Below are 24,711 nucleotides of genomic sequence, written 5' to 3'. Positions count from 1 at the left end.
GAAGATGATGACCGGCGAGCTGTACAAGGACTCCGACCCCGAACTGGTCGCCGAGAGGCTGGCCGCGCAGCGGTTGGTGGACGAGTTCAACGCCACGCGTTCCCACGCCGTCATCGAGAAGCTCTTCGGATCCGTCGGCGAGGGCTCGTGGGTCATGCCGCGGTTCCAGTGCGACTACGGCTACCAGATCCACCTGGGCTCCAACAGCTTCCTCAACTACGACGCCATCCTCATGGACTGCGCCACCATCACCATCGGCGACGACGTCTCCATCGGCCCCCGCGCGCAGCTGCTGACCGCCCTGCATCCCATCGAAGACCACGAGGCCCGCCGGCAGCGCTTCGAGTCCGCCGCGCCGATCACCATCGGCGACAACGTGTGGCTCGGCGGCGGCGTCATCGTGTGCGCGGGCGTCACGATCGGCGACAATGCCGTGATCGGCGCGGGCAGCGTCGTGACGCGCGACATCCCGCCGCGCGTGCTCGCGGTCGGCAACCCCTGCAAGGTGATCCGTGACCTATGAGCGTTCCGCCACCGAGCCGTTGATCCTGCTCGGCCTGACCCTGGTCGCGCTGGTGGTGTCCGGTGTCGGGCCCTACGACCGCACCACCTGGTACCTCGAGGTGGCGCCGGTCGTGATCGGCGCGGCCATCCTGATCCCCACCTACCGGCGTTTCCCGCTGACACCCCTGCTGTACCGCCTGATCTTCGTCCACGCGCTCGTGCTGATCCTCGGCGGCCACTACACCTATGCCCGCGTGCCGCTGGGTTTCTGGGCGCAGGACCTGTTCGACCTCGTCCGCAACCACTACGACCGGTTCGCTCACTTCGTCCAGGGCTTCGTGCCGGCCTTGCTGGCCCGCGAGGTGCTGCTCCGCAAGTCCCCGCTGCGGCCGGGCGGGTGGCTGTTCTTCCTCGTCGTGTGCGTGTGCCTGGGGTTCAGCGCGACCTACGAACTGCTCGAGTGGGCGGCGGCTGTCGCCGGTGGCTCGGCAGCGGAGGACTTCCTCGGGACCCAGGGCGACGTCTGGGACACCCAGTGGGACATGTTCATGGCACTGCTGGGCGCGATCACCGCGCAGGTCGCGTTGTCACGGGTGCACGATCGTGAGCTCGCCCGTGGGGTTTGAGCAGGCGATCGCGCACGTCACGGCACGTTCAGCTGGTGGACGAGCTTCGTGCGACGGGCAGGGCCCTGCACACCACACCCATCCGACACCTTCGGCACCGCCCAGCGGTTCGCCCTGATCGAGCTGATCGACGACCGCGATCCGCTCGACAACTACGTCGAGGCACACGTCCACGGCCCCGTCACCCTCGACGACGTGGAAGCCCTCGTCCTGGACCCGAGTTTCCCGGACACAGTCGAGCTGCCCTGCCCGGTCGAACGGCACGCGGGCTTCCGGCTGTCCACAACAGACCTGCTGCGCCACCAGGACTACCGCACACCCGAGTCCGTCGCGTTAGGACTCACGATCGCCGAGAACGGCTACCTCGACCCGCACATCCTCGAAAGCGCGGCCGTCAACAACGCCGGGGCGGCACCACAGGTCGTGAAGCACCTGTGGCACCACCTCGCGCGCTTCGGGATCAGGTGTCCTGGATCTCGTGGATCTGCAGCCGCTGGCCACCCACCCGCGTGAGCGGGATGCCGAGGTAGTCGCGGCCGGACCGGGCCATCCAGATCCAGCCCCGGAACTTGTTGTTCGGGTCGTAGACGTGCACGTCGTGCCTGGTCCACGCCAGGCGGTTGTCGAAGCCGTTGAACTCCTCGACGTCGAGCAGGTCGATCCGGAAGCTGTCGCCCTGCGGCGCCGCGATCCGGCCCTGCTCCCAGTCGACCTGGGAGATCAGCGTCGGGCACAGCTCGATGGTGACCAGGCCGAACCGGGACGTGTGCAGGATCCGGCCCAGCGGGGCCAGGCCCACCTTGCAGGCGAAGATCAGCAGGCTGGACGCGTCGGTGTGCTCGCTGAAGATCACGCCGGTGTGGAAGCCGCCGACGTGCACGTCCCGGACGTAGATCACCGCGTTGTTGTCGCCGCCGGGCAGCACGACGCCGGTGGACCAGTTGTGCGTCGGCTCGACCATCGCGGGCAACGGCTCCGGGGTGCTGATCCGCACGCCCTGCAGCCGGACCTGCGGCGTCCAGAACAGGTTCAGGCCCGACAGCGTCGGGTTGGACGGCACCTGGACGGCGAGGTTGGTGATCGCCACGCACACGCGGTTGAAGCCGCCCCAGGTCTCGCTCTCGCCGCGCGGGGCCGCGAGCACCGCGGGTGGCTGGCCCTCGGCGTGGCCGCTCCAGGTGGTGGTCACCGTCGACTTGAGCAGGGTGCCCGCCGGCGCCTGCGGTTCGTGGTAGCCGAACTGCAGACCGGTCTGCGCGCCCGCGCCCGCCAGTTCCAGCGAGACGAGCGGGCCGGAGGTCCGGCGCGGGATCACGAGCTGGCCGGCTGTGTGGAACTGGCCGGGAATCGGTCTGGCCGGTGGCGAGGCGAGCCGGTAGGTCCTGGACTCGAACTCGACGCGGGCGTAGCCGTTGCCGTCCGAGGCGAACTGGTAGGCCGCGTCGATCGCCCGCTGGATCGCCGCCGTGTCGTCGGCCTGGCCGTCGCCCACGGCACCGAAGTCGCCCACCCTGAACACGTGCGAGCCGCCGACAGCGGCCTGCGCGGCCGGCGTCGCCACGGCCATCACCCCGACGCCCACCGCACCGGCGCGCAGGAAAGAACGACGACTTGAATCGGAAATGTCCCCCATGGACGTCAATCTACGACAGGTAGATCGACGCCAGCTGCCGTACCGCGGCCGTGACCTGCGCACGCAGCTCGTCCGGCGCGAGCACCTCGACCTCGCCACCCATCCGCAGCAGCATGCCGGTCGCGTGGCCGATCGATTCGATCGGGATCGTCACCCGCACCCCCGGGCCGTCGTCCACAGCGGACTCCTCGGCCGCCCGCGCCACCGCGGGCAGCACGTGCGACGAGAACGACTTCCAGGCGCCCGGCGAGAGCCTGATGGTCGCCTCGCCGGTGAACTGGCGTGCCTGGAAGTCCTCCAGCGACGCCACCCAGTGCGCCGCCAGGTCGAACCCCTGCGGCCGCTCGAACGACTCGTCCAGCACCGACACCGCCTGGATCTGCGACACCCGGTACGTCGAGATGCGCGACGCCCCCTGGGCGACCAGGTACCAGCGCCCGGCCTTGAGCACGAGCCCCAACGGCCGCAGCACCCGAGTCACGTACTCCGGCGCCTGCCAGCGCCGGTAGCCGACCTCCAGCATTCGCGAGCGCCACACCGCGTCCGCCACGACCTCCAGGAACGGTGACTTCTCCGGGTCGTAGTACCAGGCGGGCGCGTCGAGGTGGAACCGCTCCGCCATGTGCGAAGCCCGGTCCCGCATCGACGACGGCAACGCCGCCATCAGCTTGAGCTGCGCCGCCGCCACCGCGTCGCCGAGCCCCAGCTCCGCCGCCGGGCCCGGCAGCCCGGCCAGGAACAGCGACTCCGCCTCCTGCTCGGTCAACCCCGTCAGCCGCGTCCGGTACCCGTCGAGGAGCTGGTAGCCGCCGGACGGGCCCGCGTCGCCGTAGAGCGGCACGCCGGCCGCGTGCAGCGACTCCACGTCCCGGTAGATCGTGCGGACCGAGACCTCCAGCTCGTCGGCCAACGCCTGAGCCGTCATCCGCCCCTTGGTCTGGAGCAGGAGCAGCAACGACACCAACCGGCTCGCACGCACGCGACAACACTGCCACACCCTGTCAGGGATAGCTCATATGTTCGACGCATGGCTTTCTACGAGAAGCAGCTGGCGGTCAAGGAACCGCTGGTCGTCGCGGGCAGACACGTCAAGCGGTACGAGGTCGTCACCCCCGGCCTGGAGATCACCGACGACATCCGCGCGGCCGCCTACGCGTTCCTGCCCAAGATCTACCCGGACTTCGCCGACCCGACCCCGCCCGCCACCGTCACCGTGCTGCACCGCAGCGCCGCGGGCATGTACCTCAACGCCTACAACTGGGTCTGGGACAACGTCCTGCACTGCCGTACCGCCGTGTCGGGCGACCAGCCGTTCCTCGGCTCCACCGACCCCGACCTCACGCACTTCACCGTCATCCCGAAGGACCTCATCGGCTGCGTGTGGGAGCTGCCGCCGCTGGCCCACGAACGCACGGCGTGGGTGCGGCACGTGCTGGAGCCCGACGAGCCCGACTTCGAGTCCTACCTGACCGACGTCATGGCCGAGGGCCTGGTGGGCCGGTGAAGGAGTGGCAGGGCGCGCCTTCACGCTGAAAATCGGGTGGACGGCGGCGTTAGGTTCGCAACCATGACCACTCCGGAGTCCGTTGTGCGCGCGCTGGCCGAACCGACGAGGCTGAGGGCGTTCGCCGCCGTCGTCCTCGGCGCGGGAACCCTCGCTGACGTCGCCGCCGCCTCCGGACTCCCGGTCAAGGACGCCGGCACCGCGCTGCGCAAGCTCCGCGAGGCCGGGCTGATCGAAGGCGACCCCGCCCGGCCGGCCGACCTCAAGCCCCTCGCGGCCACGCTCACCGAGCAGATGCCCGCGGACGGGCTCGCGCCGTTCGTGCGCGGCGACAAGCTGATCTCGCTGCCGGTCGCGCACGAACGCCGCCGCAAGATCCTCGAGCACGTCGCCGCGCACGCCTTCACCGCGCGGACGTACTACGAGGAGAAGGAGATCAACGAGCGGCTCCAGGCGTGGTGCGACGGGGGAGAGGTCGACCACGTGACCATCCGCCGCTACCTCGTGGACTTCGGTCTGCTGGAACGCGGCGGCGGCCTCTACCAGGCCCAGCCACTACCGATCTGACCCCTCAGCCTCGGCCGATGTAGGGCATGGTCGTCGCCATCACGGTCATGAACTGCACGTTGGCGTTCAACGGCAACTGAGCCTGGTACAGCACCGCGTCGGCCACGTGCCGCACGTCGAACGTCGGCTCCGGCGCCGTCGAGAAGTCCGCCTGCAGCACGCCCTGGCCCATCCGCTCGGTGAGCTCCGTCGCGGCGTTGCCGATGTCGATCTGCCCGCACGCGATGCCGAACGCGCGACCCTCCAGCGACAGCGACTTGGTCAGCCCGGTCATCGCGTGCTTGGTGGCGTTGTACGCCACCGCGTGCGGGCGCGGCACCGTCGAGGACACCGAGCCGTTGTTGATGATCCGGCCGCCACCCCGGGTCTTCATCACCTTGAACGCCTCGCGGGCGCACAGAAAGGCGCCCGTCAGGTTCACGCCGACGACCTTCTCCCACGCGCTGAGGCTGAACTCCTCGATCGGCGTCGCGCGCACGTTCATCCCGGCGTTGTTGAACAACACGTCCACGCGGCCCCACCGCGAGACCACCGTCTCGAACAGCGCGACGACCGAGTCCTCATGCGACACATCGGTCGGTACAACGAGCGCCGAGTCGGGAAAGCCCTCTCCGGTCTCGTGCAACGCGTCCTCGCGCCGGCCCGCCAGCGCCACCTGAAAGCCCGCCGCCAGCAGGGTTCGCGCCGCCGCGCGTCCCACCCCGGAACCTGCTCCCGTCACGACCGCGACCGCCATCGGAGTTCTCCCCTCGATCCAGTGATTGCCCGAAGTGTCCCGTGTGGAGTACTTAACTGAGGTGGAGTGCGAAGAGGACACCTGCCTGCTGTGCGCGGGGTCCGGAACGATGTCGTGGCAGCAACCCGTCCCCGGCCCGGAAGGCCTTGTGCTGCACGAGATGTCGCATCCGTGCCCGCGCGGCTGCTCCGGCTGGTGGAAGCTCCCGCACGGTGACCGCGGAGGCATCGTCCCAGGTGTTGTCGCAGGCAACGCCGCACGCGCCAACGAGATTCCGGCAGGACCGTCCACCCGTCCTGATCACCGAGCGTAAACGATGGGGGTCACCCATTATTGCCGTTGGGGTCCCTTTTTGGCGGCTGCGTCCACTCGGAGTAGAAGCGGACACTGTTCTTCTGTGAAGGAGTGCAGCCGTTGCCTTGGTTCTGGGCTCAACGAGGACCGGACCGCCTGCCGGGTGTGTGGCGGGCTCGGCCAGGTCCCCGATCGCTAGCGCGAAGAGCCCTTATTTCTTCGTCATCAAGGTCGGGCCGAGGATCCGCCGAGCAAGTCGCCTGGTGAGCGACTTGGGCTTGCGCGCGGGCGGCGGCGTGGCTGCGGGTGGCGTTGCCGGCGTCGGCGTGACCGGGGTCGTCGCCGGCATCGTCGGTTCCTCGATCATGATCTTCGCGAACACCTGGGTTTCCGGTTCTGCACTACCGGGCTGCTGCTCGATCGGCACGCGAAGATCTTGCCATCGCTGTCAGCCACGCCTGCGGCGAGGGGCTACTCCCCGGTACCGAGTGACCGGCGTCACGCAGCAGACTGGGCGCTGGTGGCCCCAGGCGGAGTGTGATGACTGAAACGACCGAGCGCGCGAACGTCGGTCCGCCCGACACACAGCTCTGGGAGCAGATCGCGCAGGGTGACCACGCCGCGTTCACGGAGCTGTTCGAACGCCACGCCGAAGCGGTCTGGAACTACGCCTACCGGTTGACCGCCTCCTGGTCGCAGGCCGAGGACCTGCTCTCCGCCACCTTCCTGACCGCGTGGCGCAAACGCGGCGAGGCCCAGCTGCTGCGCGACTCGGCGCTGCCGTGGCTCTACACCGTGACCGCGAACCGGGCCCGCACCGAATGGCGTGCCTCGCGCCGGGCGTTGCGGCTGGTGTCGAGACTGGCCCCGCAGGACGAGCGCGACCACGCCGACGAGGTCGCCGCCCGCACCGACGCCCAGCGCCGCCTCGCGCTCGTCGTCGCGGCCATCGCGAAGCTGCCGCCGTCCGAACGCGAGATCGCCCAGCTCTGCCTGCTCGGCGACCTGTCCACCGCGGACGCCGCCACGCTCCTCGGCATCGCCGAGTCGAGCGTCCGCGCCCGCGTTGCCCGCACCCGCGCCCACCTGCGCGACCTGACCTCCGAGGACACGCCGTGATCGACCAGCTGCCCGAACACCGCACCCTGCCCGACGACGTCCGCCTGCGGGCGCGGCGCCGCCTGTCCGAAGGCATGAACCCCGCCGCCCGCACCGCCAGGCCGCTGCTGATCGCCGCCGGCGTCAGCGTGCTCGCCGCGGGTGCCGTCTTCACGGGCCAGGCGCTCTACGGTGGCAACACCGACGTCGCCACGCCTCCCATGCAGTACAACGGCGAGCTCGTCGGCAAGGACCGCGCCGTCGTCAACCACGTCGAACGCAGCACGGTCGCCCCCGACGCACTGGCCCGCTGCACCGCCGCCGCGACGACGCACCCGCCGGCCGACCAGTGGCAGCCGATCGCGACCAGCAACAAGAACGGCACGGTCCTCACCGCCTTCCGCGGCCCGACCGGCCTGTTCTTCTGCGCGAACACCGCGACCACCACGACGATCTCCGCACCGAACCCCGTCAAGATCGAGGACGGCCGCCGCCAGGTGAAGATCCTGTTCACCACCCCGAGCGGCACCCTGGCGGGCCTGGTCTCGCCGGACGTGAAGTTCCTCAGCCTGTCCCGGATCGCCGAGCCCGGCCAGAACAACACCATGCCCGCGCTGGTGGACGGCCTCTTCCTCGCCCCCAGCGGCTACACCAAGGCAGAGACCGGCACAAAAGCCCTGGTCAACGGCGAGGAGTCGGCCGTGCGCGGAGTTGCCGGGCCGACTCCGTCCGTGGTCGACCGCCCGCTGCCGCCCGCCGACCGCGCCACCCCGGAGGCGCAGCGGTTCGCCTCCTCCTGCCTGGCCGACCGCGCGATCCCGGACCCCGACCAGTTCGTGTTCGGCGTCAGGGCGAAGGTCAGCGCCACGAGCACGATCCTGCTCGGCCGGTTCAACGACCTGATGGTGTACTGCCTCGACGACGGCGGCCCGCTGCGCGGCTGGGTCTACGACCTGCGCGACACCGACGGGATGGAGATCGTCAACGGCACGACCGTGGGATCGGTCCGAGCGTTCTACGACTTCGTCCCGCTGGAGGGCGGCGGCTCCGGCAGCACCGGCACCGCCGCGGTGGGGGTGATCTTCGACCCGCGCGTCGCGTCGATCACCTACACCGCGCCGGGCAGTGCCGACGTGCCCGCCGTGCTCGGCAACGGCACCTTCGTGCTCGCGATGCCGCCGGGGGAGCCCAACCCGGAACGCCGCGTGGTCGTGCGCGACGCCCAGGGTGTGGTCCTGGAGACCATCACACCCACGCGGTAGCCACATCCGGCCCGCGAGGGAAGGAAACTTTGCCCACGCGGGCGCGCTCGTGCTCTCGCAGGCACGAGGACGCGGCTCGACACTGGCCTGATGCGGGAACACGCGAAGCCGGTGAGCCAGCCGGCCCGCCCGGTTGCCGCAACGCCTCCGGCGACGCGCCATCAGCTGGAGGCGTTGCAGCGGCAGGTGGGCAACACCGCGGTGAACGCGCTGGTGCAGCGCGACCCGGTGCCGGGTTTCTCCCAACGTGGCGACACGTGTCATCCCGCATCGCTGTTGACCGCGTTCCTGGTGTGGGACAGGGATTTGGCCAGCCCGGGGAGACCGCACGGCAACATGTTGTCGGCGTGCGACGGTGCGCTGCTTTACCTGCAGGCCAACAGGCCTGTGCTGATCACGCGGCTGGGCGGGGCGACCGGCTACGGCCGCGTGGTGGCCACGGTGAACCGGGTGCGAGCCGCGCTGGCCGCACCCGGCGCGGCCATGAGCGAGCCGCAGTTCCAGGAACTCGCCGAAGCACTGAGCCAGGTCTTCGACGACTCCGCGAGCGCGCTCCGCGCCATGGGTGGCCAGGCGACGTCGGACGCGTACGACACGCTGGACTTGATCTTCCACAGCGCACAGCTGACCGGCCTCACGCCGGGCCAGATCGCCCAGATCGAGTGGTACGTGCACACCCGCGTCATCCAGAACGGGCAGAGCGTCGCCGCGCGTGGTTACCACGTCTTTCTGATCGGCAGGCAGGCCGACGGCAGCTGGTACCTCTCCGACCAGGGCACCACCCCCGCCCTGGTGCTGCACGCACCGAACCTCGACGCTTTGCGGACGAGCTTGAACGCCGCCGCGGCGTCCGGCCAGTCGTGGATCGACACGCGCCCCACCCAGCGGCGGCACACGCTCGACTGGACAGGCGTCCACCTGCTGACCGCGCCCGAGCAGATCGAGCCCCGCCATCGGCGGTTGCTGCCGCCGGGACAGCCGCTCGGCGTGGTCAACCCCGGCTGGCGCTGGCGGGACATCCCGCTCGTCACGTGGGACTGGGTCGGCATGGCCAGCGGCCTCGCGGGAGCGCGGGCCCTGTTCCCCGGTTCCGGGCATGGTCACAGCTTCGTCATCGGCGAACTGCCGGTCGGCGTGTTCAACGTCGCCAAGGCGACCCCGGTGACCCAGCAGGGACTGAGCGGCACCTTCACCCCGGCGGGACTGCTCGCCACGGCTCCTCCCCAGTTCCTGCACGCCTGGCTCCAGTTGGGGACGGCGAGCGGGGCACTGGCGGCGAGCCTCACCAGCGTTTATTGACGGGTCAGTCACGCCACCGGACAGATTGGTCAGCATGGCGAAGTGACTGTGCGGGTGGTGGCTCCGGCCGGATGCAAACCGGTGGACGACCGGGGCACGATGCGTCCGTGGAAACCGAACGCCTGACGCTGCGCCCGCTCGGGCCGTCCGATGTGGACGACCTCGAGGCCCTGCACGCCGATCCCGAGGTCATGCGGTTCCTCGACCCCGAACCGGTCGAGCACTTCCTCGGCGACAGCTTCCTGGCCGCCCACGAGAAGTCCGGCGGGCGGTTCGTCGGCTGGTTCGAGTTCAAGCCCCTCGGCGACGGCGTCGTGGAGCTCGGCTACCGGCTGCATCCCGAGTTCTGGGGCCGCGGCTACGCCACCGAAGGCGGCAAAGCCCTGATCGAACGCGGCTTCACCACCGGAGGTGTGCAGCGGGTCGTCGCCACCACGATGTTCGTCAACGCCGGGTCCCGGCGTGTCATGGAGAAGTGCGGGCTGCGGCACGTCCGCACGTTCCACGTCGATTGGGACGAACCGTTGCCCGGCTCGGAATACGGAGAGGTCGAATACGCGCTGACCAAGGACGAGTGGCAACAAACCTAGGGGGAAGCCATGTGGCAGACGGATTTGGTGGACCTGGACGCGTACTTCGCGCGCACAGGAGCGTCCGCATCGAGTTCGCTGACGGAGTTGCACGAGGCGCATGTGCGCGCCATCCCGTTCGAGAACATCGACGTGATGCTCGGCGTCGTGCCGTCGCTGGACCTCACCGACATTCAGGCCAAGCTGGTCGGACGCCGTCGCGGTGGTTACTGCTACGAGCACCAACTGCTGTTCACCGCCGTGCTCGAACGACTCGGTTACACGGTCGCACGCAGGATGAGCCGGGTGATGACCGGCCCGCGCACGCACTTCATGTCCATCGTGGACAACCACCTCGTCGACGTCGGTTTCGGCGCCGGAATGCTGCACCCGATGCCGCTCGTCGACGGCGCGGTCATTGATCAGGCCGGATGGCCGCACCGGTTGCGGCGCGTGGAACGCCGGTGGGTGCTGGAAAAGCAGGTCGCGGACGGCTGGGACCTTCAGCACGCGTTCGAGGACGACGTCGAGCAACGACCCGTCGACTACATGGCCGCCAACTACTACGTGGCCACGCACGAGCGTTCGCCGTTCAGCCGCCAACTCGTCGTCATGCGCCTCGAACCGGGGCTGAGCCGCCGTCTCGTCGGGTCGAAGTTCACTGTGGAGCGCGCCGGGGAGAAACCTGAGGATTCTCAGGTGGAAGACCTCGCGAAAACCTTGGAATCGCTGGACATCACGCTTACCGAGAGGGAGCTGAGTCACATCAGCTCAACTTCGGGAACACCGGTGGAAGCGCGTTCGTAGTACCAGATGTAGGGGATCGCACTTCGGAGGTGTTGCACATGACCACCGCGACTCCGTTTGCCACCGGGGCCAACGCCGGCGTCAACGCTCTGCCCACGCCGCCCACGGGCTGGCCGATCGGTTCGTACGGCACCTACGAAGAGGCGCAGCGAGCCGTCGACCACCTGGCGGACAACGACTTCCCGGTCGCCGACGTCACCATCGTCGGCGTCGAGCCGATGATCGTCGAACGCGTCACCGGTCGCCTGACCTGGGGCCGCGTCCTCGGCGCGGGAGCCGCGTCGGGTGCCTGGTTCGGTCTGTTCGTCGGTCTGCTGCTGGGCTTCTTCTCGACCGGCGGCGCTCTCGCCCCGATCGTCGCGGGCCTGGTCACCGGTACGCTCTTCGGCCTTGCCGGCGCCGCCGTCCGCTACGGAGCCCAGCGCGGCCGCCGCGACTTCGCCTCGACCACCCAGCTCGTGGCCGGTCGTTACGACGTGCTGAGCCACCCGCGCAGCGCCGAGCGCGGCAAGGAGATGCTGACCGCCCTGGCCTGGCGCTCCTGAAAGCCCGCTGAATCCAGCTCCCACCACAAGGAAACGCCGTCCCTCAGTCAGGGGCGGCGTTTCCGCTTTACTGGCGGGATGCCGAACTTGGGGGAGAAGTCGCGCTCACGCACACGGGTGATCGTCGGCCTGATCGTGTTGGCGCTGGTGGTGTGGTTCGTGGTGCCGCGCGGACTGGACTGGTCCGGGCCCTGGGTGCCGTCGTTCACCGAGACGTTCTGGCTGCTGCCGCTGCTGGTGTCGATCGTGCTCGGCGCCGGCTTCCTGGTGGAGGGGCGGACGGTCGCCGTGCTGCTGTTGCCGTTCCTGGTGGTCGGCGGGTTCGTGGCCGGTGGGTTCGTCGCGATCATGCGAATGGAGGCGCCGCCTGGTGACGAGGGCGTGCTACCCGGTCCGGCGGGGCTGCGGGTCGGCAAGGCCGAAGTTGCGTGCGGTTCTGGCGGGTGCTGGCGTCAGTTCGACGCGACCGGAGACCGCGCGCACGAGGTGATGCGCGCGCACCTCGCGTCGCGCGGTTACCGCGGAGATGACCGGAAGATGTGCCGCAGGACCGGACTCGTGGCGGCGCACGAGGTGTGCGCCGAGCTGAAGGACGCCTCCGCCGGGGTCCACGTCACCTGGTACGTCAACTAGACACGTGGGGCGGCCGGCCATCAGGCCCGCCGCCCCGGTCACCGTGTTGAACTCCTTTCGCGCCGGCTGAACGAGGACGTGCACCTCCTCATCCGGCCGGAGGAGACCGCTGCCGCGACCTCGCTGACCCGGCGCGCCGCACCCCTCGCAGGACCGCGGGCTCCGGAAGGCCCACGGCGCCTGGACGAGAGTGAGGACGCGGTCTCGGCTTCGTGCCGAAGTTGGCGTCGATGATCGCCTCGAACTCCGCGCTCACCCACGCCGGATCGGCGCACACCAGGTCCGCGAAAGCCCTCTCGCTAGTCGAAAGCACCTCGCGTCACTCCTCGAAGAAGCGTTACTAGGTACAGATTTTTTGTAGCGCTCACTGTAGATTGTGTCAAGTACCTACTTGAGGAGTTTGTGGTGCCGCTGAGCGATCTCGACGACGACTACCCGGCCTACACGATGGGCCGGGCGGCGGACCTGCTCGGTGTGCAGCCGGCGTTCCTGCGCAGTCTCGACGCCGCCGAGGTCCTCGTGCCGCACCGCTCCGACGGCGGCCACCGGCGCTACTCCCGCCGGCAGCTCGGCGTCGCGCAGCGGTACCGGGCGCTGTTCGACGACGGCCACCCGCTCGCCTCCGCGGCGTTGATCGTGGGCCTGGAGGACGACCTCGCGACGGCGAACGCCGAGGTGGCAGCGCTGCGGGCCCGCCTGAGCGACAACTGAGGCGCCATTTCCGTAGGGCGTACGGTATTGTTTCCGTATGGCCTACGGAAATGGGGTGGACGGATGGCCGCCGAACGCAGCGGCGGGGGAGACCCGGTCAGGACGCTCGCGCTGCTCTGGCGCAGACCGCCGGAACCGAAACCGGTCGGCAGGAAGCCCAAGGTGAGCGTCGACCAGATCGTCACTGCGGCGATCGCGGTGGCCGACCGCGAGGGACTCGGCGCGATGTCGATGGCCCGCGTCGCGCAGGAACTGGCCGTCGGCACGATGTCCCTCTACACGCACGTGCCCGGCAAGGCCGAGCTGATCGACCTGATGGCCGACACCGTGCTGCAGGAACGCGATCTCAAGCCCGAGGGCACGTGGCGTGAGCGCGTGAAGCACTACGCCGACCGCACCCGCGCGGTCTACCAGGCACACCCGTGGATGCGGGACGTGTCGATGGTGCGCCCACCGCTCGGGCCGGGCCTGATGGACGGGCAGGAGTTCGTGCTGGCCGCGCTCGCCGACTCCGGTCTGGAACCGAACCAGGTCACCGTGGCGCACATCGCGGTCGAGGGGTTCGTGCAGGGCGCGGCGGCGTCCGAAGTGGACGATCAACAGCTCGCGGCGAGCACCGGCCAGTCCGGTGACTCGTGGTGGGGCGCGCGGCAGGTGTTCTGGGACGACTACTTCGACGTCGAGCGCTACCCGACGATGACGACCCTGTGGAACGCCGGCGCGTACGACACCGGGGGCACGCTCGCGGACAACATGCGGAGCTCCTTCGACTACGGGCTCGAGAAGCTGCTGGACGGAATTCAAGGGGGCATGCGATGACGATCCTGGTGACCGGTGCGACGGGCAACGTCGGCCGTTTGGTGGTGCAGGGGCTCGGCGCGCACGTCCGGGCCCTCACCCGCGACCCGGGCAAGGCGAACTTCCCGGCCGACGTGGACGTCGTCAAAGCCGACCTCGACGACCCGGACAGCATTCCGTTCGACGGCGTGGAGAAGCTTTACCTGTTCGTGCACCCGCCGACCGCGCGTGACGTCGTCGAACGAGCGGTGAAAGCCGGCGTGCGCCGGATCGTGACGCTGTCCTCGGGCGCGGTGACCTACGGCTACGACACGACCCACCACCTGCCGGTCGAGCAGGCCGTCGAGGCGTCCGGCGTCGAGTGGACGCACCTGCGGCCCGGTGAGTTCGCGGTCAACAAGATCGATCTGTGGGGTCCGTCGATCCGCGAGGACGGCACGATCGTGCACCCCAACCCGGACGAGTTCGGCCAGCCGATCCACGAGGCCGACATCGCCGAGGTGGCGATCAAGGCGCTGACCGAGGACGGGCACGCGGGCAAGGCCTACAACCTGTCCGGGCCGCCGCAGCTCACGCAGCGGGACATGGCTCGGGCCATCGGCGAGGTGATCGGGCGCGACCTGACGTTCCGCGACGTCACCACGGAAGAAGCGCTCGCCTACTACGTCAGCGTCGGCTGGCCCGAGGAGATCGCTCGGTACGTCCTCGGCCTCGGCGGCTACGAGGGCGGCGACCCGGACGAGTTCGGCGACTACGAGTTCGTGGTGCAGCCGGACTTCGAGGCCGTCACGGGCAAGCCGTACCGGACGTTCGCACAGTGGGCGCGTGACCACGCGGACGACTTCACGGCCTGATCATCGCGTCGATTTCGGCACCTCCTCGTTCGACGTCCTCACAAGGGGAGCGAACGAGGAGGTCCGGTGCGGTTCATGGTGTTCGTCAGAAGCCCGAAACCGATGGCCGCGCTGAACGGGGACGCGCTGCTGCGCGCGGGTGTCCTGCTCGACGCGGGCGACCTGGTGCCGGACGCGCTCGGGGTGTCCGGGTACTGGCTGATCGACGTCCGCGACCACGAGGAGGCGGTCGAGCGGATCCGGCGCATCCCCCTTCCGGCGTGCGTCGTGGAAATACGTCAGGTGGCTGTGGTCTGATGCCCATATGGGGGCAACCACCTCGGTGCACCGCACCATCGACGCGGTCTGGCGGATGGAGTCGGCGAAGGTCATCGCCGCGCTCGCCCGGTACACCCGCGACGTCGGCCTCGCCGAGGAGATGGCACAGGACGCACTGGTCGCGGCGCTGGAGCAGTGGCCGACGGAGGGCGTGCCGCGCAACCCCGGCGCGTGGCTCATGACGACGGCGAAACGGCGGTCCATCGACCAGATCCGGCGGCGCGAGAACTTCAACCGCAAGGTCGAGGAGATCGGCCGCGACGTCCAGGAGGCCACGCCGGACGCCAGCGAGGGCATCGAGGACGAGATCGGCGACGACCTGCTGAGCCTCATCTTCACCGCCTGCCACCCGGTGCTCGGCACCGAGGCGCGAGTCGCGCTGACGCTGAAGATGCTGGGCGGCCTCAAGACCGAGGAGATCGCCCGCGCGTTCCTGGTCAGCGACGCGACCGTCGCCCAACGGATCGTGCGCGCCAAGAAAGCCCTGGCCGACGCCGGTGTGCCGTTCGAGGTTCCGGAAGGCCCCGAGCTCGCGCCCCGGCTCGCGAGCGTCCTCGAGGTCCTCTACCTGATCTTCAACGAGGGCTACTCCGCCACCCAGGGCGACGACTGGCTGCGCCCCGAACTCTGCGCCGAGGCGCTGCGGCTCGGCCGGGTGCTGGCCGAGCTCGCGCCGAAGGAGGCCGAGGTCCACGGCCTGGTCGCGTTGATGGAGATCCAGGCCTCCCGCACCAGGGCCCGCACCGGCCCCGGCGGCGAACCCGTGCTGCTGCTCGACCAGGACCGCGGCAAGTGGGACTGGCTGCTCATCGGCCGCGGCCTCAAGGCCCTCGAACGCGCCGAGGCGCTCAACCAGCCGCCCGGCCCCTACTACGTGCAGGCCGCTCTCGCCGCGTGCCACGGCCGCGCGCGCCGGGCCGAGGACACCGACTGGCAGCGCATCGCGACGCTCTACGGGGTGCTGGCGCAGATCTCGCCGTCCCCGATCGTCGAGCTCAACCGCGCGGTGGCGTTGTCGATGGCCTTCGGACCCGCCGCCGGCCTCGCACTGGTCGACGAGATCGCTGGGGAGAAGGCGTTGAAGGGCTACCACCTGCTCCCCAGCGTCCGCGGTGACTTCCTCCTCAAACTAGGCCGCACCGAGGAAGCGAAAGCCGAGTTCGAAAAGGCCGCCACCCTGACCCGCAACGAACGCGAAAAAACCCTGCTGCTGGCCCGCGCCGCAGCCTGCACCTAAGTCCCCAGCCGACCCCGTTCGAGTGAAGCAGCACCCACCCGTCACACTCCGCAGTCCCCGCCCGCCTTGCCGATCGGCACGCGGGGGCCTTTCGTCCGCTTCTGTAGTACGCGGGGTCCCCGCGTGTCGAAAAGTGGGGCTGGTGGGGTTCGGGTGAGTGAACAGGCGCCGGCACTGCGGGGCGCTAGTTGCGGTAGCGGAACAGGATTCGGGCCCGGTTCAGGTCATACGGGCTCAACTCCACCAGGACCCGGTCGTACGGCAGGATCTTGATGAAGTTCTTCCTGATCTTGCCGCTGATGTGGGCCAGTACGTGGTGCCCGTTCGGCAGCTCCACCGTGAACCGGGCGTCGCGCAGGCACTCGATCACGGTTCCCTCCACCTCGATACCGCCCTTAGAGGCCATGGTGCACCAGCTCCACGGTGCTGGTCGCCCGCCGGGCGCCGATGCCCTCGAACAACGCCGTCGCCGCCACGTTGGTCTCGTTCACCTCGGCCGACGCCGACTCGATCCCCGCCTGGTGCAGCACGCCGAGCGCGTGGGTCAGCAGCGCGCGGGCGATGCCGCGGCGCTGCCGGGCGGCGCGGACGGCGATCAGCCCGATCCGGGGCAGGCGCGTCAGCTGCACCACCCGCACCAGGCCCACGTACTGACCGTTCTCGACCGCCACGGTGTACATCGACGCGTCGCCGGCGGGCCGGACCATCACCTCGGCCGGCATCTCCTGCCAGCCAACGGTTTCTTCGACTTCGGCACGGATCACGCGGTCCAGCTCGTGCAGCGGGCCGTCGTCGGCGGACTCGATCGTGACGCCCGGTGGCGGGACGGCGGGCCCGGTGACGCGTGGATCGGTGGGCACGACGTACTCCCACTCACGCCGCCGGATCGTCATTCCGGCGCGACGCCAGCCGGCCACGAGTTCGTGATCAGTTTCGTCGGCCACCGTGTGCAGCGGTTCCGGCAGGGAGGTCAGCATCGTGCGGGCGAGCTGGTCGAAGACCGAGCGGTGCCAGGCGTCGACGCTGAGGAAGACCCGCCCGTCCGGTCGCGTGATGGCCTCGCCGCGACCGGTCACCTGGTCGTCGTCCAGCGCGTGCCACAGTCCTGGCGTGATGCGGGTGATCTCCACCGCGGGTTCGCCCGCGGTGAAACGCAGAGGGTTCATGATGGGTCGCCTTTCAGGAATGCCTGATCGCGGCGCTCCCGGCAACCCCTACGTCAGTCGCCCGACCGTGACGACGAGGGGAGCACCCACATCGAAACAGCGTTCATGGGTCTCACCTCCGAGTGTCGAGTCACGGTCGTCGGAACCCTAGAAGTGCGGCGTGATCGAGTCCACCGATTTAAGTCAGGGCCAGCTTCAGGCCGAGCGCGGCGAACGAGGCGGCGAACAACCGGCGCAGCCACACCATCACGCGCGGCCGGGCCAGCACCCGGTCGCGCATCGACGCCGCGAACACCCCGTACCCGGCGAACACCACGAACGTCAGCGCCATGGACACCGCGCTGAGCTGGACCATCTGCCCGACGCCCGTCGCGAACTGCGGCAGGAACGCCACGAAGAAGATCGTCAGCTTCGGGTTGAGCAGGTTGATCAGCACCGCCGACACCACGATCCTCCGCGCGGACGCCGGCGCCCAAGAGGTGTTTGCAGCGGTGTCCACGACCAGTTCGCTCTTGTCCCGCAACGTCATCCACGCCAGGTACACCAGATAGGCCACGCCCAGGTACTTCACGATCTCGAACGCCAGCGCGCTCGCGTGCAACAACGCGGCGAGGCCTGTCACGGTCGCCAGGACGTGCGGCACCATCCCCACGGTGCAGCCGAACGCCGCGATGACGCTCGCCTTGCGTCCGTGCGCGAGACCGGCAGACAGCGTGTACAGCACACCGGTGCCAGGCGTGGCGACCGCGATCAACGTCGTGACCAGGAAGGCAAGGCTCATGCCGGTGAACTCTGCCGCCAAAGCGGTCCAGGCAGGAGAGCCAAAAACCGCCCGTGAAGTTGGACCACTTTCGATGTCGAACTTCGGTCATGAGCTCCGTCCCTGGGGCATGACCATCAAGAGCATGCACCACATCGGCATGACCGTCACCGACCTCGCGGCCGCCGTCGCGTTCTTCGAAGCCCTCGGCCTGGAACTGGAAGGCAAGGCGCACATGGAAGGCGAATTCGTCGACGGCGTCATCGGGCTCGACGGTTCCAGCAGCGACATCGCGATGATGCGCACCCCAGACGACCGCTACCGCATCGAGTTCAGCGAGTTCCAGGCGCCCCAGAGCATCGACGGCAGCTCGCACGCCCCGATCAACGCCCTGGGGCTGCGGCACGTCGCGTTCGTCGTGGACGACCTCGACGACACCCTCGCGCGCATCAAGCCGCACGGCGCCGAGCTGGTCAGGAACATCGAGACCTACCAGGACGTGCTGCGGACCTGTTACGTGCGTGGCCCCGAGGGGATTCTCCTCGAACTGTGCGAGTACTTCAGGTGAGCGCCCGCGCGTAAGCCGTTGGAGACACTCCAACGGTCTGGGTGAAGTCACGCACGAGGTGGGCCTGGTCGCTGTAACCGAGATCGGCGGCCAGACGAGCCCACTCCACTTCGGACTCCGCGCGCTCCAATGCCTCGTGGATGCGATACCGCAGGATGACCCACTTCGGGCTCACCCCGACGTAGTCCGCGAACAGTCGTTGCATCGTCCGCACCGCGACACCGCAGTCCCGCGCGAAGTCCGCGACCCGCCGGATCTCCCGGTCGTCCCGGATCCGTTGGACGAGCTCCATCGCCAGCGTCGCCTGCGGGTCGGCCACCGGTCCCATCCCCAGCAGGAACGAATCGAGCGCGGCCACCCGCTCGTCCTCGTCCTCCACGTCGAGCACGAGCGCAGCGGGCACGTCGAGTCGCACGTGCCTGCCGGTCCAGTGCGACACCGGCTCGGCGCGGAACGGCCGGAACCCGCCCGGCCGGAACTGCACGCCCGCCACCCGAATCCGCCCGTCCAGCACCCGGCTGAACAACCCGAGCCCGACACCGGCGATCTCCGGCTGTGCGTGCCCGTGTTCGAAGACGATGTTCACGGACGGATGCGGCACGACGTGTGTGGTGTACGGCGTGTCCAGCTGACCGTCGATCAGCCAGTAGTGCTCCAGATACGGCTGCAACTCCACGCACGGCATGCGACGCCGGAACCGCACACGAGCAAAAAGCTCGCGCGCGTCCACGATTCCCCTAGTGTCCCGACGCGGCCCCTGCACGCCTTAAATCCTAGGTTGGCGTGTTTCTTCAAGAACGCGGAACCGCGCACTCCTAACGTCGAGAACCATGAAGCTCAGCGTTCTGCTCGACCGCGCCCGCGACCACGCGTTGCCCGTCATCGCCACCATCAGCGACGACGACCTGACCAAGCCCACCCCGTGCGCCGACTACGACGTCCGCGCCCTGCTCGACCACCTGCTGCACGTCGTCGTCGAGTTCCAGAAGCTCGCCGCCAAGCAGGACGCCGACTTCAGCCACACCCCGAACTACCCGGACTGGCGCGTGCAGTTCCCCGCTGAGACCGCGAAGCTCGTCGAGGCGTGGGCAGAGCCCGGCGCGGACGAGGGCATCGCCGGCAACATGGGGATGCCCGCGCAGACCGTCGGCGGCCTCGCGCTGCTCGACCTCACCATCCACGCCTCCGACCTCGCGCAGGCGACCGGCCAGCACTTCGAACCGGACCCCGAGGTGTTCGCCGAGGTCAAGAACCTGGTCGAGCAGATGGGACCGACGGCGATCGAGTGGAAGGTCTTCAAGGAACCCGTCGAAGCACCGGAAGGCGCGTCCGCGTTCGAGCAGCTCCTGGCGCGCACCGGCCGTGACCCGCGCTGGAGTGCTTGACTGGGCCCATGCTGACGATCGGGATGCTGGGCGGGATGAGCTGGGAGAGCAGCGCGGAGTACTACCGGCTGGCGAACGTGCTGGTACGCGAACGCGTCGGCGGTCTGCACTCGGCCAAGATCGTGCTGCTCTCCGTGGACTTCGCCGAGATCGAACGCATGCAGGTCGAGGGCCGGTGGGACGACGCCGGCAAGGCGCTCGCCGAGGCCGCGACGGGCGTGCAGGCGGCCGGCGCGGACTTCCTGCTGATCTGCACCAACACCATGCACAAGGTGTTCGACCAGGTCCAGGCCGCGGTCGACATCCCGGTGATCCACCTCGGCGACACGACCGCCGAGGCCATCAAGAACGCGGGCCTGACCACGGTCGGACTGCTCGGCACCGGGTTCACCATGGACCAGCCGTTCTACCGCGAACGCCTGGAGTCGCACGGGTTGCGCGTCCTGCTGCCGTCCCCGCAGGACCGAGCGACGGTGCACCGGATCATCTACGACGAGCTGTGCCTCGGCATCGTCCGCGACGAGTCCCGCCGCGCCTACCAGGACGTGATCGCCCGGTTCGACGGCGCGGAGGGGATCATCCTCGGCTGCACCGAGATCGAGCTGCTGATCGGCCAGGCCGACGTGCCGCTCCCGGTCTTCCCGACCACCCGCCTGCACGTCGAGGCGGCGGTCGAGCGGGCGGTTCTGTGAACCGTTGATGTGACCTGGAATACAACGCGGACACCCTCGGGTGTGTCTCAGTCACAGAGGGCTGATACAGCTCCACAGTGAACCCAGGGGAGTTCGCGTTGAAACGATCACACATAGCCGCAGGTCTGACGGCTGTCGTGGTAGCCGCCACGGCAGCCGTTCCCGTTTCCACGGCGTCCGCCGCGCCGCAACCGGAAGTACGCGCGGACGGGCTGACCACCAAGGTCACGCTCGTCACCGGTGACGAGGTCGTCGTCGCCAACGGCCAGGTGCGAGCCAGAGGGGCCAAGGGCCGCGAGAAGGTCGGGTTCCGCACGTTCAAGGACCCGCGGGGCGACCTCCACGTCGTCCCGCTCGACGCCCAGGCCCGGCTCAACTCCGGCGAACTGGACGAGCGGCTGTTCGACGTCTCGCTGCTCGCCAGATCCGGCTACGACGACGCGTCCAGCAAGACCATTCCGCTGATCGTGCAGGGGCAGGGGATCAGCGCGGCGGGCGCGGAGTCGTTGCCGAGCATCGGCGCGCACGCGGTGACGGTCGACAAGAGCGGCGGTTTCTGGTCCGGTGCCCGGGCGGCGGGCACCGGCAGGATCTGGCTCGACGGCAAGGTGACCGCGTCACTGGACCGCAGCGCCGCGCAGGTCGGCGCTCCCCAGGCGTGGGAGAAGGGCTTCACCGGCAAGGACGTGACCGTCGCGATCCTCGACACCGGCGTCGACGAGACGCACCCGGACCTCGCGGGCGCCGTGGTGGAGTCGAAGAACTTCAGCGACAGCGACACCACCGACGACCGTCTCGGCCACGGCACGCACGTCGCCTCGACCGTGACCGGTGACGGCAAGTACAAGGGCATCGCCCCTGACGCGAAGCTCGTCAACGGCAAGGTGCTGGGCGACCACGGCGGCGGGCGCGAGAGCGACATCATCGCCGGCATGGAGTGGGCCGCCACCAAGGCCAAGGTCATCAACATGAGCCTCGGCAGCTCGTGGCCCGACGAGGGCACCGACCCGATGTCGCTCGCGCTCAACAAGATCACCGAACAGACCGGCGCGTTGTTCGTGGTCGCCGCCGGCAACTCCGGTGGCGCGATCGGCTCACCCGCGTCCGCCGACGCGGCCCTCACCGTCGGCGCCGTGGACCGCGGCGACCAGCTCGCCCCGTTCTCCTCGCGCGGCCCGCGCTGGTACAACAACGCGGTCAAGCCCGACATCACCGCGCCGGGCGTCGACATCGTCGCGGCCAAGGCGCGCAACGGCCAGATCGGCACCCCCGTCGGTGACGCGCACGTCGCGTTGTCCGGCACGTCGATGGCCACTCCGCACGTGGCCGGCGCGGCGGCGATCCTCGCGGCCAAGAACCCGCAGTGGAAGGCCGAGGACATCAAGGCCGCGCTGATGAACAGCGCCAAGCCCAACCCCTCGCTGACCGTCTACGAGCAGGGCGCCGGACGCCTCGACGTCGGCCGTGCGGTGTCGACGAACGTGAGCACCGATCACGGCAGTCTCTCGTTGGGCACCGCGTTGTGGCCACACGACGACGACAAGGTGATCGAGCGGAAGCTGACCTACCGCAACACCGGCAGCGAACCGGTGACGCTCGACCTGAGCGTCACCGAGGTGAAGCCCGCGGCGAACGGCCTGTTCAGCGTCACCCCGGCCAAGCTGACGATCCCGGCCGGCGGTACGGCCGACGCCACGGTCACCGCGGACACCCGCGCGAACGTGCCGGACGCGATCTACGGGGCCGCGGTCACCGCTTCCGACGGCACCCGCGTGCCGGTCGGCGTGGTCAAGGAGGTCGAGAGCTACGACGTGAGCCTCACGTTCCTCGACCACAACGGCCAGCTGACGCCGAACTACTTCTATCGCTTCGTCGACCTGTTCCACCGGCAGGCGTACGTCCGCTTCGACGCGTCGGGCAAGCTCGTCCAGCGCCTGCCCAAGGGCACGTTCTTCCTGGACGGGTTCGTCCAGACGCCCGGCGCCCAGCCGACGGACCGCTGGAAGACGACGATCCTCAGCGAACCGGCCTACGAGGTCACCGGTGCGGCGGACCTGGTCTTCGACGCGCGGCAGGCGATCCAGCCGTCCATCGGCGTCGAGCGGAAGGACGCCGCCCCGGCGACTTCCGAGCTGAGCTTCGACATGCAGGCCAACTGGGGCGCCACCGGTGCCACCTGGGGCCTGCGCGACTTCGAGGGCCTGTTCGTGCGGCCGTCGACGACGTCGTGGCCGACGTTCACGTTCTCGGCCTCGTCCGTGATGGCCAAGCCGGACGGCACCGGCTTCTTCCACCTGAGCCCGTACCAGTACCACGTCCGGATCACTGAGAAGAGCCGCGTGCCGGAGAACCTCCAGCGCACGGTCAAGGACCGCGACCTGGCCCGCGTCGACTCGGTCACGCACGCCCGCGTGCCGGGCTCGATCGGCCAGCGCGACGACGGCGCCTCGGGCCCGCTGCCGTTGCGGCTCAAGGAGTTCTACACGCCGGACGTGGAGTGGATGGGCTCGCTCACGGAGTCCGCGAAGCTCAACGAGTTCCCCGGCCACGGCTACCAGTTCACGGGTGTGCCGCGGAAGTTCAAGCTCGGCAGGACCACGACCGAGCACTGGAACAGCGCCGTGTACGGCCCGTCCATGCCGAACGACCCGCGCTACGTCCGGTTCGCCGGACGCCTCGGCAACCAGCTGCGCCTGGACGTGCCGATGGCCAGCGCGATCGGCACGGTCGGCACCGGCACCCACACCGGCAAGACCGTCATCACCCTGGACGGCAAGGTGATCGCGGAGACCGACTACGCGGGCTCCGCGCGCGCCGCGGACGTGCCGGCCGAGAAGCGCCGCTACCAGGCGCACGTTGAGCTCAACCGGGACACGCAGTCCTCGCGCATCACCACGGACTGGCAGTTCACCTCCGAGCACGTCGCCGGCGAGGAGTACCGCCCGGTGCCGCTGCTCGCGGTGCGGTTCGAACCGGAACTCGACGAGCTCAACCGGGCCGGCCGGGTGCTGACGCTGCCGATCACGGTGCAGCGCAACGGGTTCGGCAACGTCACCGACATCAAGGACCCGGCGGTGTCGGTGTCCTATGACGAGGGCAAGACGTGGAAGCAGGTGCCGTTGCGCAAGACCCGCGGTGGCTGGCAGGTCACGCTGCTGCACCCGCACGGCGCCAAGAACGTGTCTTTGAAGGCACGTGCGGCCGATGCGGGCGGTGAGGTCCAGCAGACCATCATCCGCGCGTACGACCTGAAGTAACGCTGCGTTACCGCACGCGGGGCGCTTCCGTACTGTCACACAGTACGAAGGCGCCCCGCGTGCGTCTCGCCGCTACTGCTGGTACGGCGCCAGCGTTTCCGCGTCCACGTCGGGCGCGCCCATGATCGGGTGCACCTCGATCGGCTGGTTCAGGATCTTCCCGCCCGGCCCGGGACACGCCGAGCACTTGCGGGCGACCTCCAGCAACCGCTCCCGGCTGGCCACGTCCACCACCCAGTACCCGGCGATGACCTCCTTGGACTCCGCGAACGGCCCGTCCACCACGACCGGCCCGTCGTCGGACCCGCGCACCACGAACGCCCGCGCCGGTCCGCTCAAGCCCTCGGACTGCAGCAGCTCACCGGACGCGCGCAGCTCGGCGTCGAGGTCGCGCATGTAGGCGATCATGCGGTGCATGTCCTCGTCCGACCAGGCTGCGAGGCCCTCCCAGTCCTCCTGGCTGCCCCCGTAGCTGACCAGCATGTACTTCACTTCCACTCCCCACCGGTAGCGCGGGCCTTGATCTCCTGTACGGCCCAGCTGTTGCCGTCCGGGTCGTCGAAGAAGATGAACGACCCGCCGTCCTGTTCGTTCATGCGCACGATCTCGCCGACCTCGACGCCGCGCTCGATCAGTTGCGCGCGGGCTTTTTCCAGGTCCGACACGACGAGTTGGACGCCCTTCAACGAGCCCGGCTCGCCCTTGACGATGCCCTTGCCCAGCACGATCGAGCAGCCCGAGCCGGGTGGCGTGAGCTGCATGATGCGGGTGTCCTCGTTGAACGTCGTGTCGTGGTCGACGGTGAAGCCGAGTTGCTCGGAGTAGAAGTGCTTCGCGCGGTCCAGGTCCGACACCGGCACCACGACGACTTCCAGAGTCCAGTCCATC

31 protein-coding genes are annotated in these 24,711 nt (G+C 69.2%); 21 read left to right on the top strand and 10 right to left on the bottom strand.

The features are described from left to right. The first annotated feature begins 4 nt into the window (after positions 1–4). From G7043_RS39390 to G7043_RS39380, 3 genes are read left to right on the top strand one after another with little or no spacing between them, the layout of a single operon-like run. On the top strand, positions 5–523 hold the full coding sequence (locus G7043_RS39390; RefSeq protein WP_207312363.1) for a sugar O-acetyltransferase: 519 nt from the start codon (positions 5–7) through the stop codon (positions 521–523). After that, positions 513–1,130 carry a DUF2238 domain-containing protein gene (locus G7043_RS39385; RefSeq protein ID WP_313888298.1) on the top strand — a complete coding sequence of 206 codons (618 nt, stop codon included), beginning with the start codon at positions 513–515 and terminating at the stop codon, positions 1,128–1,130. Before G7043_RS39390 ends, G7043_RS39385 begins: the two co-directional genes overlap by 11 nt. Positions 1,131–1,178: 48 nt before the next feature. Next, positions 1,179–1,643 carry a DUF3626 domain-containing protein gene (locus G7043_RS39380; RefSeq protein WP_166053793.1) on the top strand — a complete coding sequence of 155 codons (465 nt, stop codon included), beginning with the start codon at positions 1,179–1,181 and terminating at the stop codon, positions 1,641–1,643. Here G7043_RS39380 and G7043_RS47830 read toward each other — a convergent pair. Together G7043_RS47830 and G7043_RS39370 are read right to left on the bottom strand one after the other, a co-directional pair. Continuing rightward, on the bottom strand, positions 1,591–2,763 hold the full coding sequence (locus G7043_RS47830) for a glycosyl hydrolase family 28-related protein (protein ID WP_207312317.1): 1,173 nt from the start codon (positions 2,761–2,763) through the stop codon (positions 1,591–1,593). The two genes, G7043_RS39380 and G7043_RS47830, sit on opposite strands and share 53 nt — an antisense overlap. A 10-nt stretch (positions 2,764–2,773) precedes the next feature. Then, positions 2,774–3,742, bottom strand: a complete 969-nt coding sequence (locus tag G7043_RS39370; RefSeq protein WP_166053792.1) for a helix-turn-helix transcriptional regulator — start codon at positions 3,740–3,742, stop codon at positions 2,774–2,776. A gap of 48 nt (positions 3,743–3,790) precedes the next feature. On the opposite strand from G7043_RS39370, the gene G7043_RS39365 reads away from it, so the two are divergent. After that, entirely contained in the window at positions 3,791–4,267 is a 477-nt protein-coding gene (locus G7043_RS39365) for a hypothetical protein (RefSeq protein ID WP_166053791.1), read from the top strand. Between the two features lie 63 nt (positions 4,268–4,330). Next, the gene (locus tag G7043_RS39360; protein ID WP_166053790.1) at positions 4,331–4,834 is read left to right on the top strand and encodes a DUF2087 domain-containing protein; all 504 of its coding nucleotides are present in this window, start codon (positions 4,331–4,333) and stop codon (positions 4,832–4,834) included. 4 nt (positions 4,835–4,838) lie between these two features. On the opposite strand, the gene G7043_RS39355 is transcribed toward G7043_RS39360, so the two are convergent. Beyond that, positions 4,839–5,570, bottom strand: a complete 732-nt coding sequence (locus G7043_RS39355) for an SDR family oxidoreductase (protein ID WP_166053789.1) — start codon at positions 5,568–5,570, stop codon at positions 4,839–4,841. Between the two features lie 505 nt (positions 5,571–6,075). After that, positions 6,076–6,291, bottom strand: coding sequence for a hypothetical protein (locus G7043_RS39350; protein WP_166053788.1), 216 nt, complete (start codon positions 6,289–6,291; stop codon positions 6,076–6,078). Between the two features lie 113 nt (positions 6,292–6,404). On the opposite strand from G7043_RS39350, the gene G7043_RS39345 reads away from it, so the two are divergent. The 12 genes from G7043_RS39345 (at position 6,405) to G7043_RS39290 (ending at position 15,995) form a co-directional block, all read left to right on the top strand. Then, positions 6,405–6,983, top strand: a complete 579-nt coding sequence (locus tag G7043_RS39345; protein WP_166053786.1) for an RNA polymerase sigma factor — start codon at positions 6,405–6,407, stop codon at positions 6,981–6,983. Next, positions 6,980–8,224 carry a hypothetical protein gene (locus G7043_RS39340; protein WP_166053785.1) on the top strand — a complete coding sequence of 415 codons (1,245 nt, stop codon included), beginning with the start codon at positions 6,980–6,982 and terminating at the stop codon, positions 8,222–8,224. The genes G7043_RS39345 and G7043_RS39340 overlap by 4 nt, the downstream gene beginning before the upstream one ends. Before the next feature lie 90 nt (positions 8,225–8,314). Beyond that, entirely contained in the window at positions 8,315–9,523 is a 1,209-nt protein-coding gene (locus tag G7043_RS39335; RefSeq protein ID WP_166053784.1) for a hypothetical protein, read from the top strand. A 71-nt stretch (positions 9,524–9,594) separates the two neighbouring features. Next, positions 9,595–10,113 carry a GNAT family N-acetyltransferase gene (locus G7043_RS39330; protein WP_166053783.1) on the top strand — a complete coding sequence of 173 codons (519 nt, stop codon included), beginning with the start codon at positions 9,595–9,597 and terminating at the stop codon, positions 10,111–10,113. A gap of 9 nt (positions 10,114–10,122) precedes the next feature. Beyond that, the gene (locus G7043_RS39325) at positions 10,123–10,899 is read left to right on the top strand and encodes an arylamine N-acetyltransferase family protein (RefSeq protein ID WP_166053782.1); all 777 of its coding nucleotides are present in this window, start codon (positions 10,123–10,125) and stop codon (positions 10,897–10,899) included. Positions 10,900–10,937: 38 nt separating this feature from the next. Next, entirely contained in the window at positions 10,938–11,444 is a 507-nt protein-coding gene (locus G7043_RS39320; RefSeq protein ID WP_166053781.1) for a general stress protein, read from the top strand. Positions 11,445–11,522: 78 nt separating this feature from the next. Further along, on the top strand, positions 11,523–12,077 hold the full coding sequence (locus G7043_RS39315) for a hypothetical protein (protein ID WP_166053780.1): 555 nt from the start codon (positions 11,523–11,525) through the stop codon (positions 12,075–12,077). Positions 12,078–12,524: 447 nt separating this feature from the next. Further along, positions 12,525–12,788 carry a MerR family transcriptional regulator gene (locus G7043_RS39310; RefSeq protein ID WP_166053913.1) on the top strand — a complete coding sequence of 88 codons (264 nt, stop codon included), beginning with the start codon at positions 12,525–12,527 and terminating at the stop codon, positions 12,786–12,788. Between the two features lie 63 nt (positions 12,789–12,851). Further along, positions 12,852–13,607, top strand: coding sequence for a TetR/AcrR family transcriptional regulator (locus tag G7043_RS39305; protein ID WP_166053779.1), 756 nt, complete (start codon positions 12,852–12,854; stop codon positions 13,605–13,607). Beyond that, a complete protein-coding gene (locus tag G7043_RS39300) occupies positions 13,604–14,440 on the top strand; it encodes an NAD(P)H-binding protein (RefSeq protein ID WP_166053778.1) in 837 nt (278 codons plus the stop codon). The genes G7043_RS39305 and G7043_RS39300 overlap by 4 nt, the downstream gene beginning before the upstream one ends. Before the next feature lie 66 nt (positions 14,441–14,506). Continuing rightward, the gene (locus G7043_RS39295) at positions 14,507–14,737 is read left to right on the top strand and encodes a YciI family protein (protein ID WP_166053777.1); all 231 of its coding nucleotides are present in this window, start codon (positions 14,507–14,509) and stop codon (positions 14,735–14,737) included. Between the two features lie 7 nt (positions 14,738–14,744). After that, entirely contained in the window at positions 14,745–15,995 is a 1,251-nt protein-coding gene (locus G7043_RS39290; protein WP_166053776.1) for an RNA polymerase sigma factor, read from the top strand. A 184-nt stretch (positions 15,996–16,179) separates the two neighbouring features. Here the strand turns inward: G7043_RS39290 and infA are convergent, their stop codons facing one another. From infA to G7043_RS39275, 3 genes are all read right to left on the bottom strand, one after another. Beyond that, the gene (gene infA, locus G7043_RS39285; protein WP_166053775.1) at positions 16,180–16,401 is read right to left on the bottom strand and encodes a translation initiation factor IF-1; all 222 of its coding nucleotides are present in this window, start codon (positions 16,399–16,401) and stop codon (positions 16,180–16,182) included. After that, entirely contained in the window at positions 16,391–17,161 is a 771-nt protein-coding gene (locus tag G7043_RS39280; RefSeq protein WP_166053774.1) for a GNAT family N-acetyltransferase, read from the bottom strand. The genes infA and G7043_RS39280 overlap by 11 nt, the downstream gene beginning before the upstream one ends. A gap of 178 nt (positions 17,162–17,339) precedes the next feature. Beyond that, a complete protein-coding gene (locus G7043_RS39275; RefSeq protein WP_166053773.1) occupies positions 17,340–17,942 on the bottom strand; it encodes a LysE family translocator in 603 nt (200 codons plus the stop codon). 109 nt (positions 17,943–18,051) lie between these two features. Here G7043_RS39275 and G7043_RS39270 point away from each other — a divergent pair, with 109 nt between their 5' ends. Then, complete coding sequence (locus tag G7043_RS39270) at positions 18,052–18,489, top strand: VOC family protein (protein WP_166053772.1); 438 nt, start codon at positions 18,052–18,054, stop codon at positions 18,487–18,489. Here the strand turns inward: G7043_RS39270 and G7043_RS39265 are convergent. Next, positions 18,482–19,174: a helix-turn-helix domain-containing protein gene (locus G7043_RS39265; RefSeq protein WP_207312359.1), complete on the bottom strand. Its 693-nt coding sequence runs from the start codon at positions 19,172–19,174 to the stop codon at positions 18,482–18,484. The genes G7043_RS39270 and G7043_RS39265 overlap by 8 nt on opposite strands. Positions 19,175–19,319: 145 nt before the next feature. Here G7043_RS39265 and G7043_RS39260 point away from each other — a divergent pair, with 145 nt between their 5' ends. The 3 genes from G7043_RS39260 to G7043_RS39250 all read left to right on the top strand — a co-directional run bounded on the left by G7043_RS39260 (position 19,320) and on the right by G7043_RS39250 (position 23,823). Continuing rightward, positions 19,320–19,874 carry a TIGR03086 family metal-binding protein gene (locus tag G7043_RS39260; RefSeq protein WP_166053770.1) on the top strand — a complete coding sequence of 185 codons (555 nt, stop codon included), beginning with the start codon at positions 19,320–19,322 and terminating at the stop codon, positions 19,872–19,874. Positions 19,875–19,882: 8 nt separating this feature from the next. After that, positions 19,883–20,566 carry an aspartate/glutamate racemase family protein gene (locus G7043_RS39255; protein WP_166053769.1) on the top strand — a complete coding sequence of 228 codons (684 nt, stop codon included), beginning with the start codon at positions 19,883–19,885 and terminating at the stop codon, positions 20,564–20,566. Positions 20,567–20,664: 98 nt separating this feature from the next. Beyond that, complete coding sequence (locus G7043_RS39250) at positions 20,665–23,823, top strand: S8 family peptidase (RefSeq protein ID WP_166053768.1); 3,159 nt, start codon at positions 20,665–20,667, stop codon at positions 23,821–23,823. 72 nt (positions 23,824–23,895) lie between these two features. Here the strand turns inward: G7043_RS39250 and G7043_RS39245 are convergent, their stop codons facing one another. Continuing rightward, positions 23,896–24,306, bottom strand: coding sequence for a YciI family protein (locus tag G7043_RS39245; protein WP_207312358.1), 411 nt, complete (start codon positions 24,304–24,306; stop codon positions 23,896–23,898). A gap of 5 nt (positions 24,307–24,311) precedes the next feature. Beyond that, entirely contained in the window at positions 24,312–24,710 is a 399-nt protein-coding gene (locus tag G7043_RS39240) for a VOC family protein (protein ID WP_166053766.1), read from the bottom strand. Position 24,711: the final 1 nt, after the last annotated feature.

Source organism: Lentzea alba, from assembly GCF_011067745.1.
Lineage (GTDB): Bacteria > Actinomycetota > Actinomycetes > Mycobacteriales > Pseudonocardiaceae > Lentzea > Lentzea alba.
This window is presented reverse-complemented; position numbering and strand designations above follow the sequence as displayed.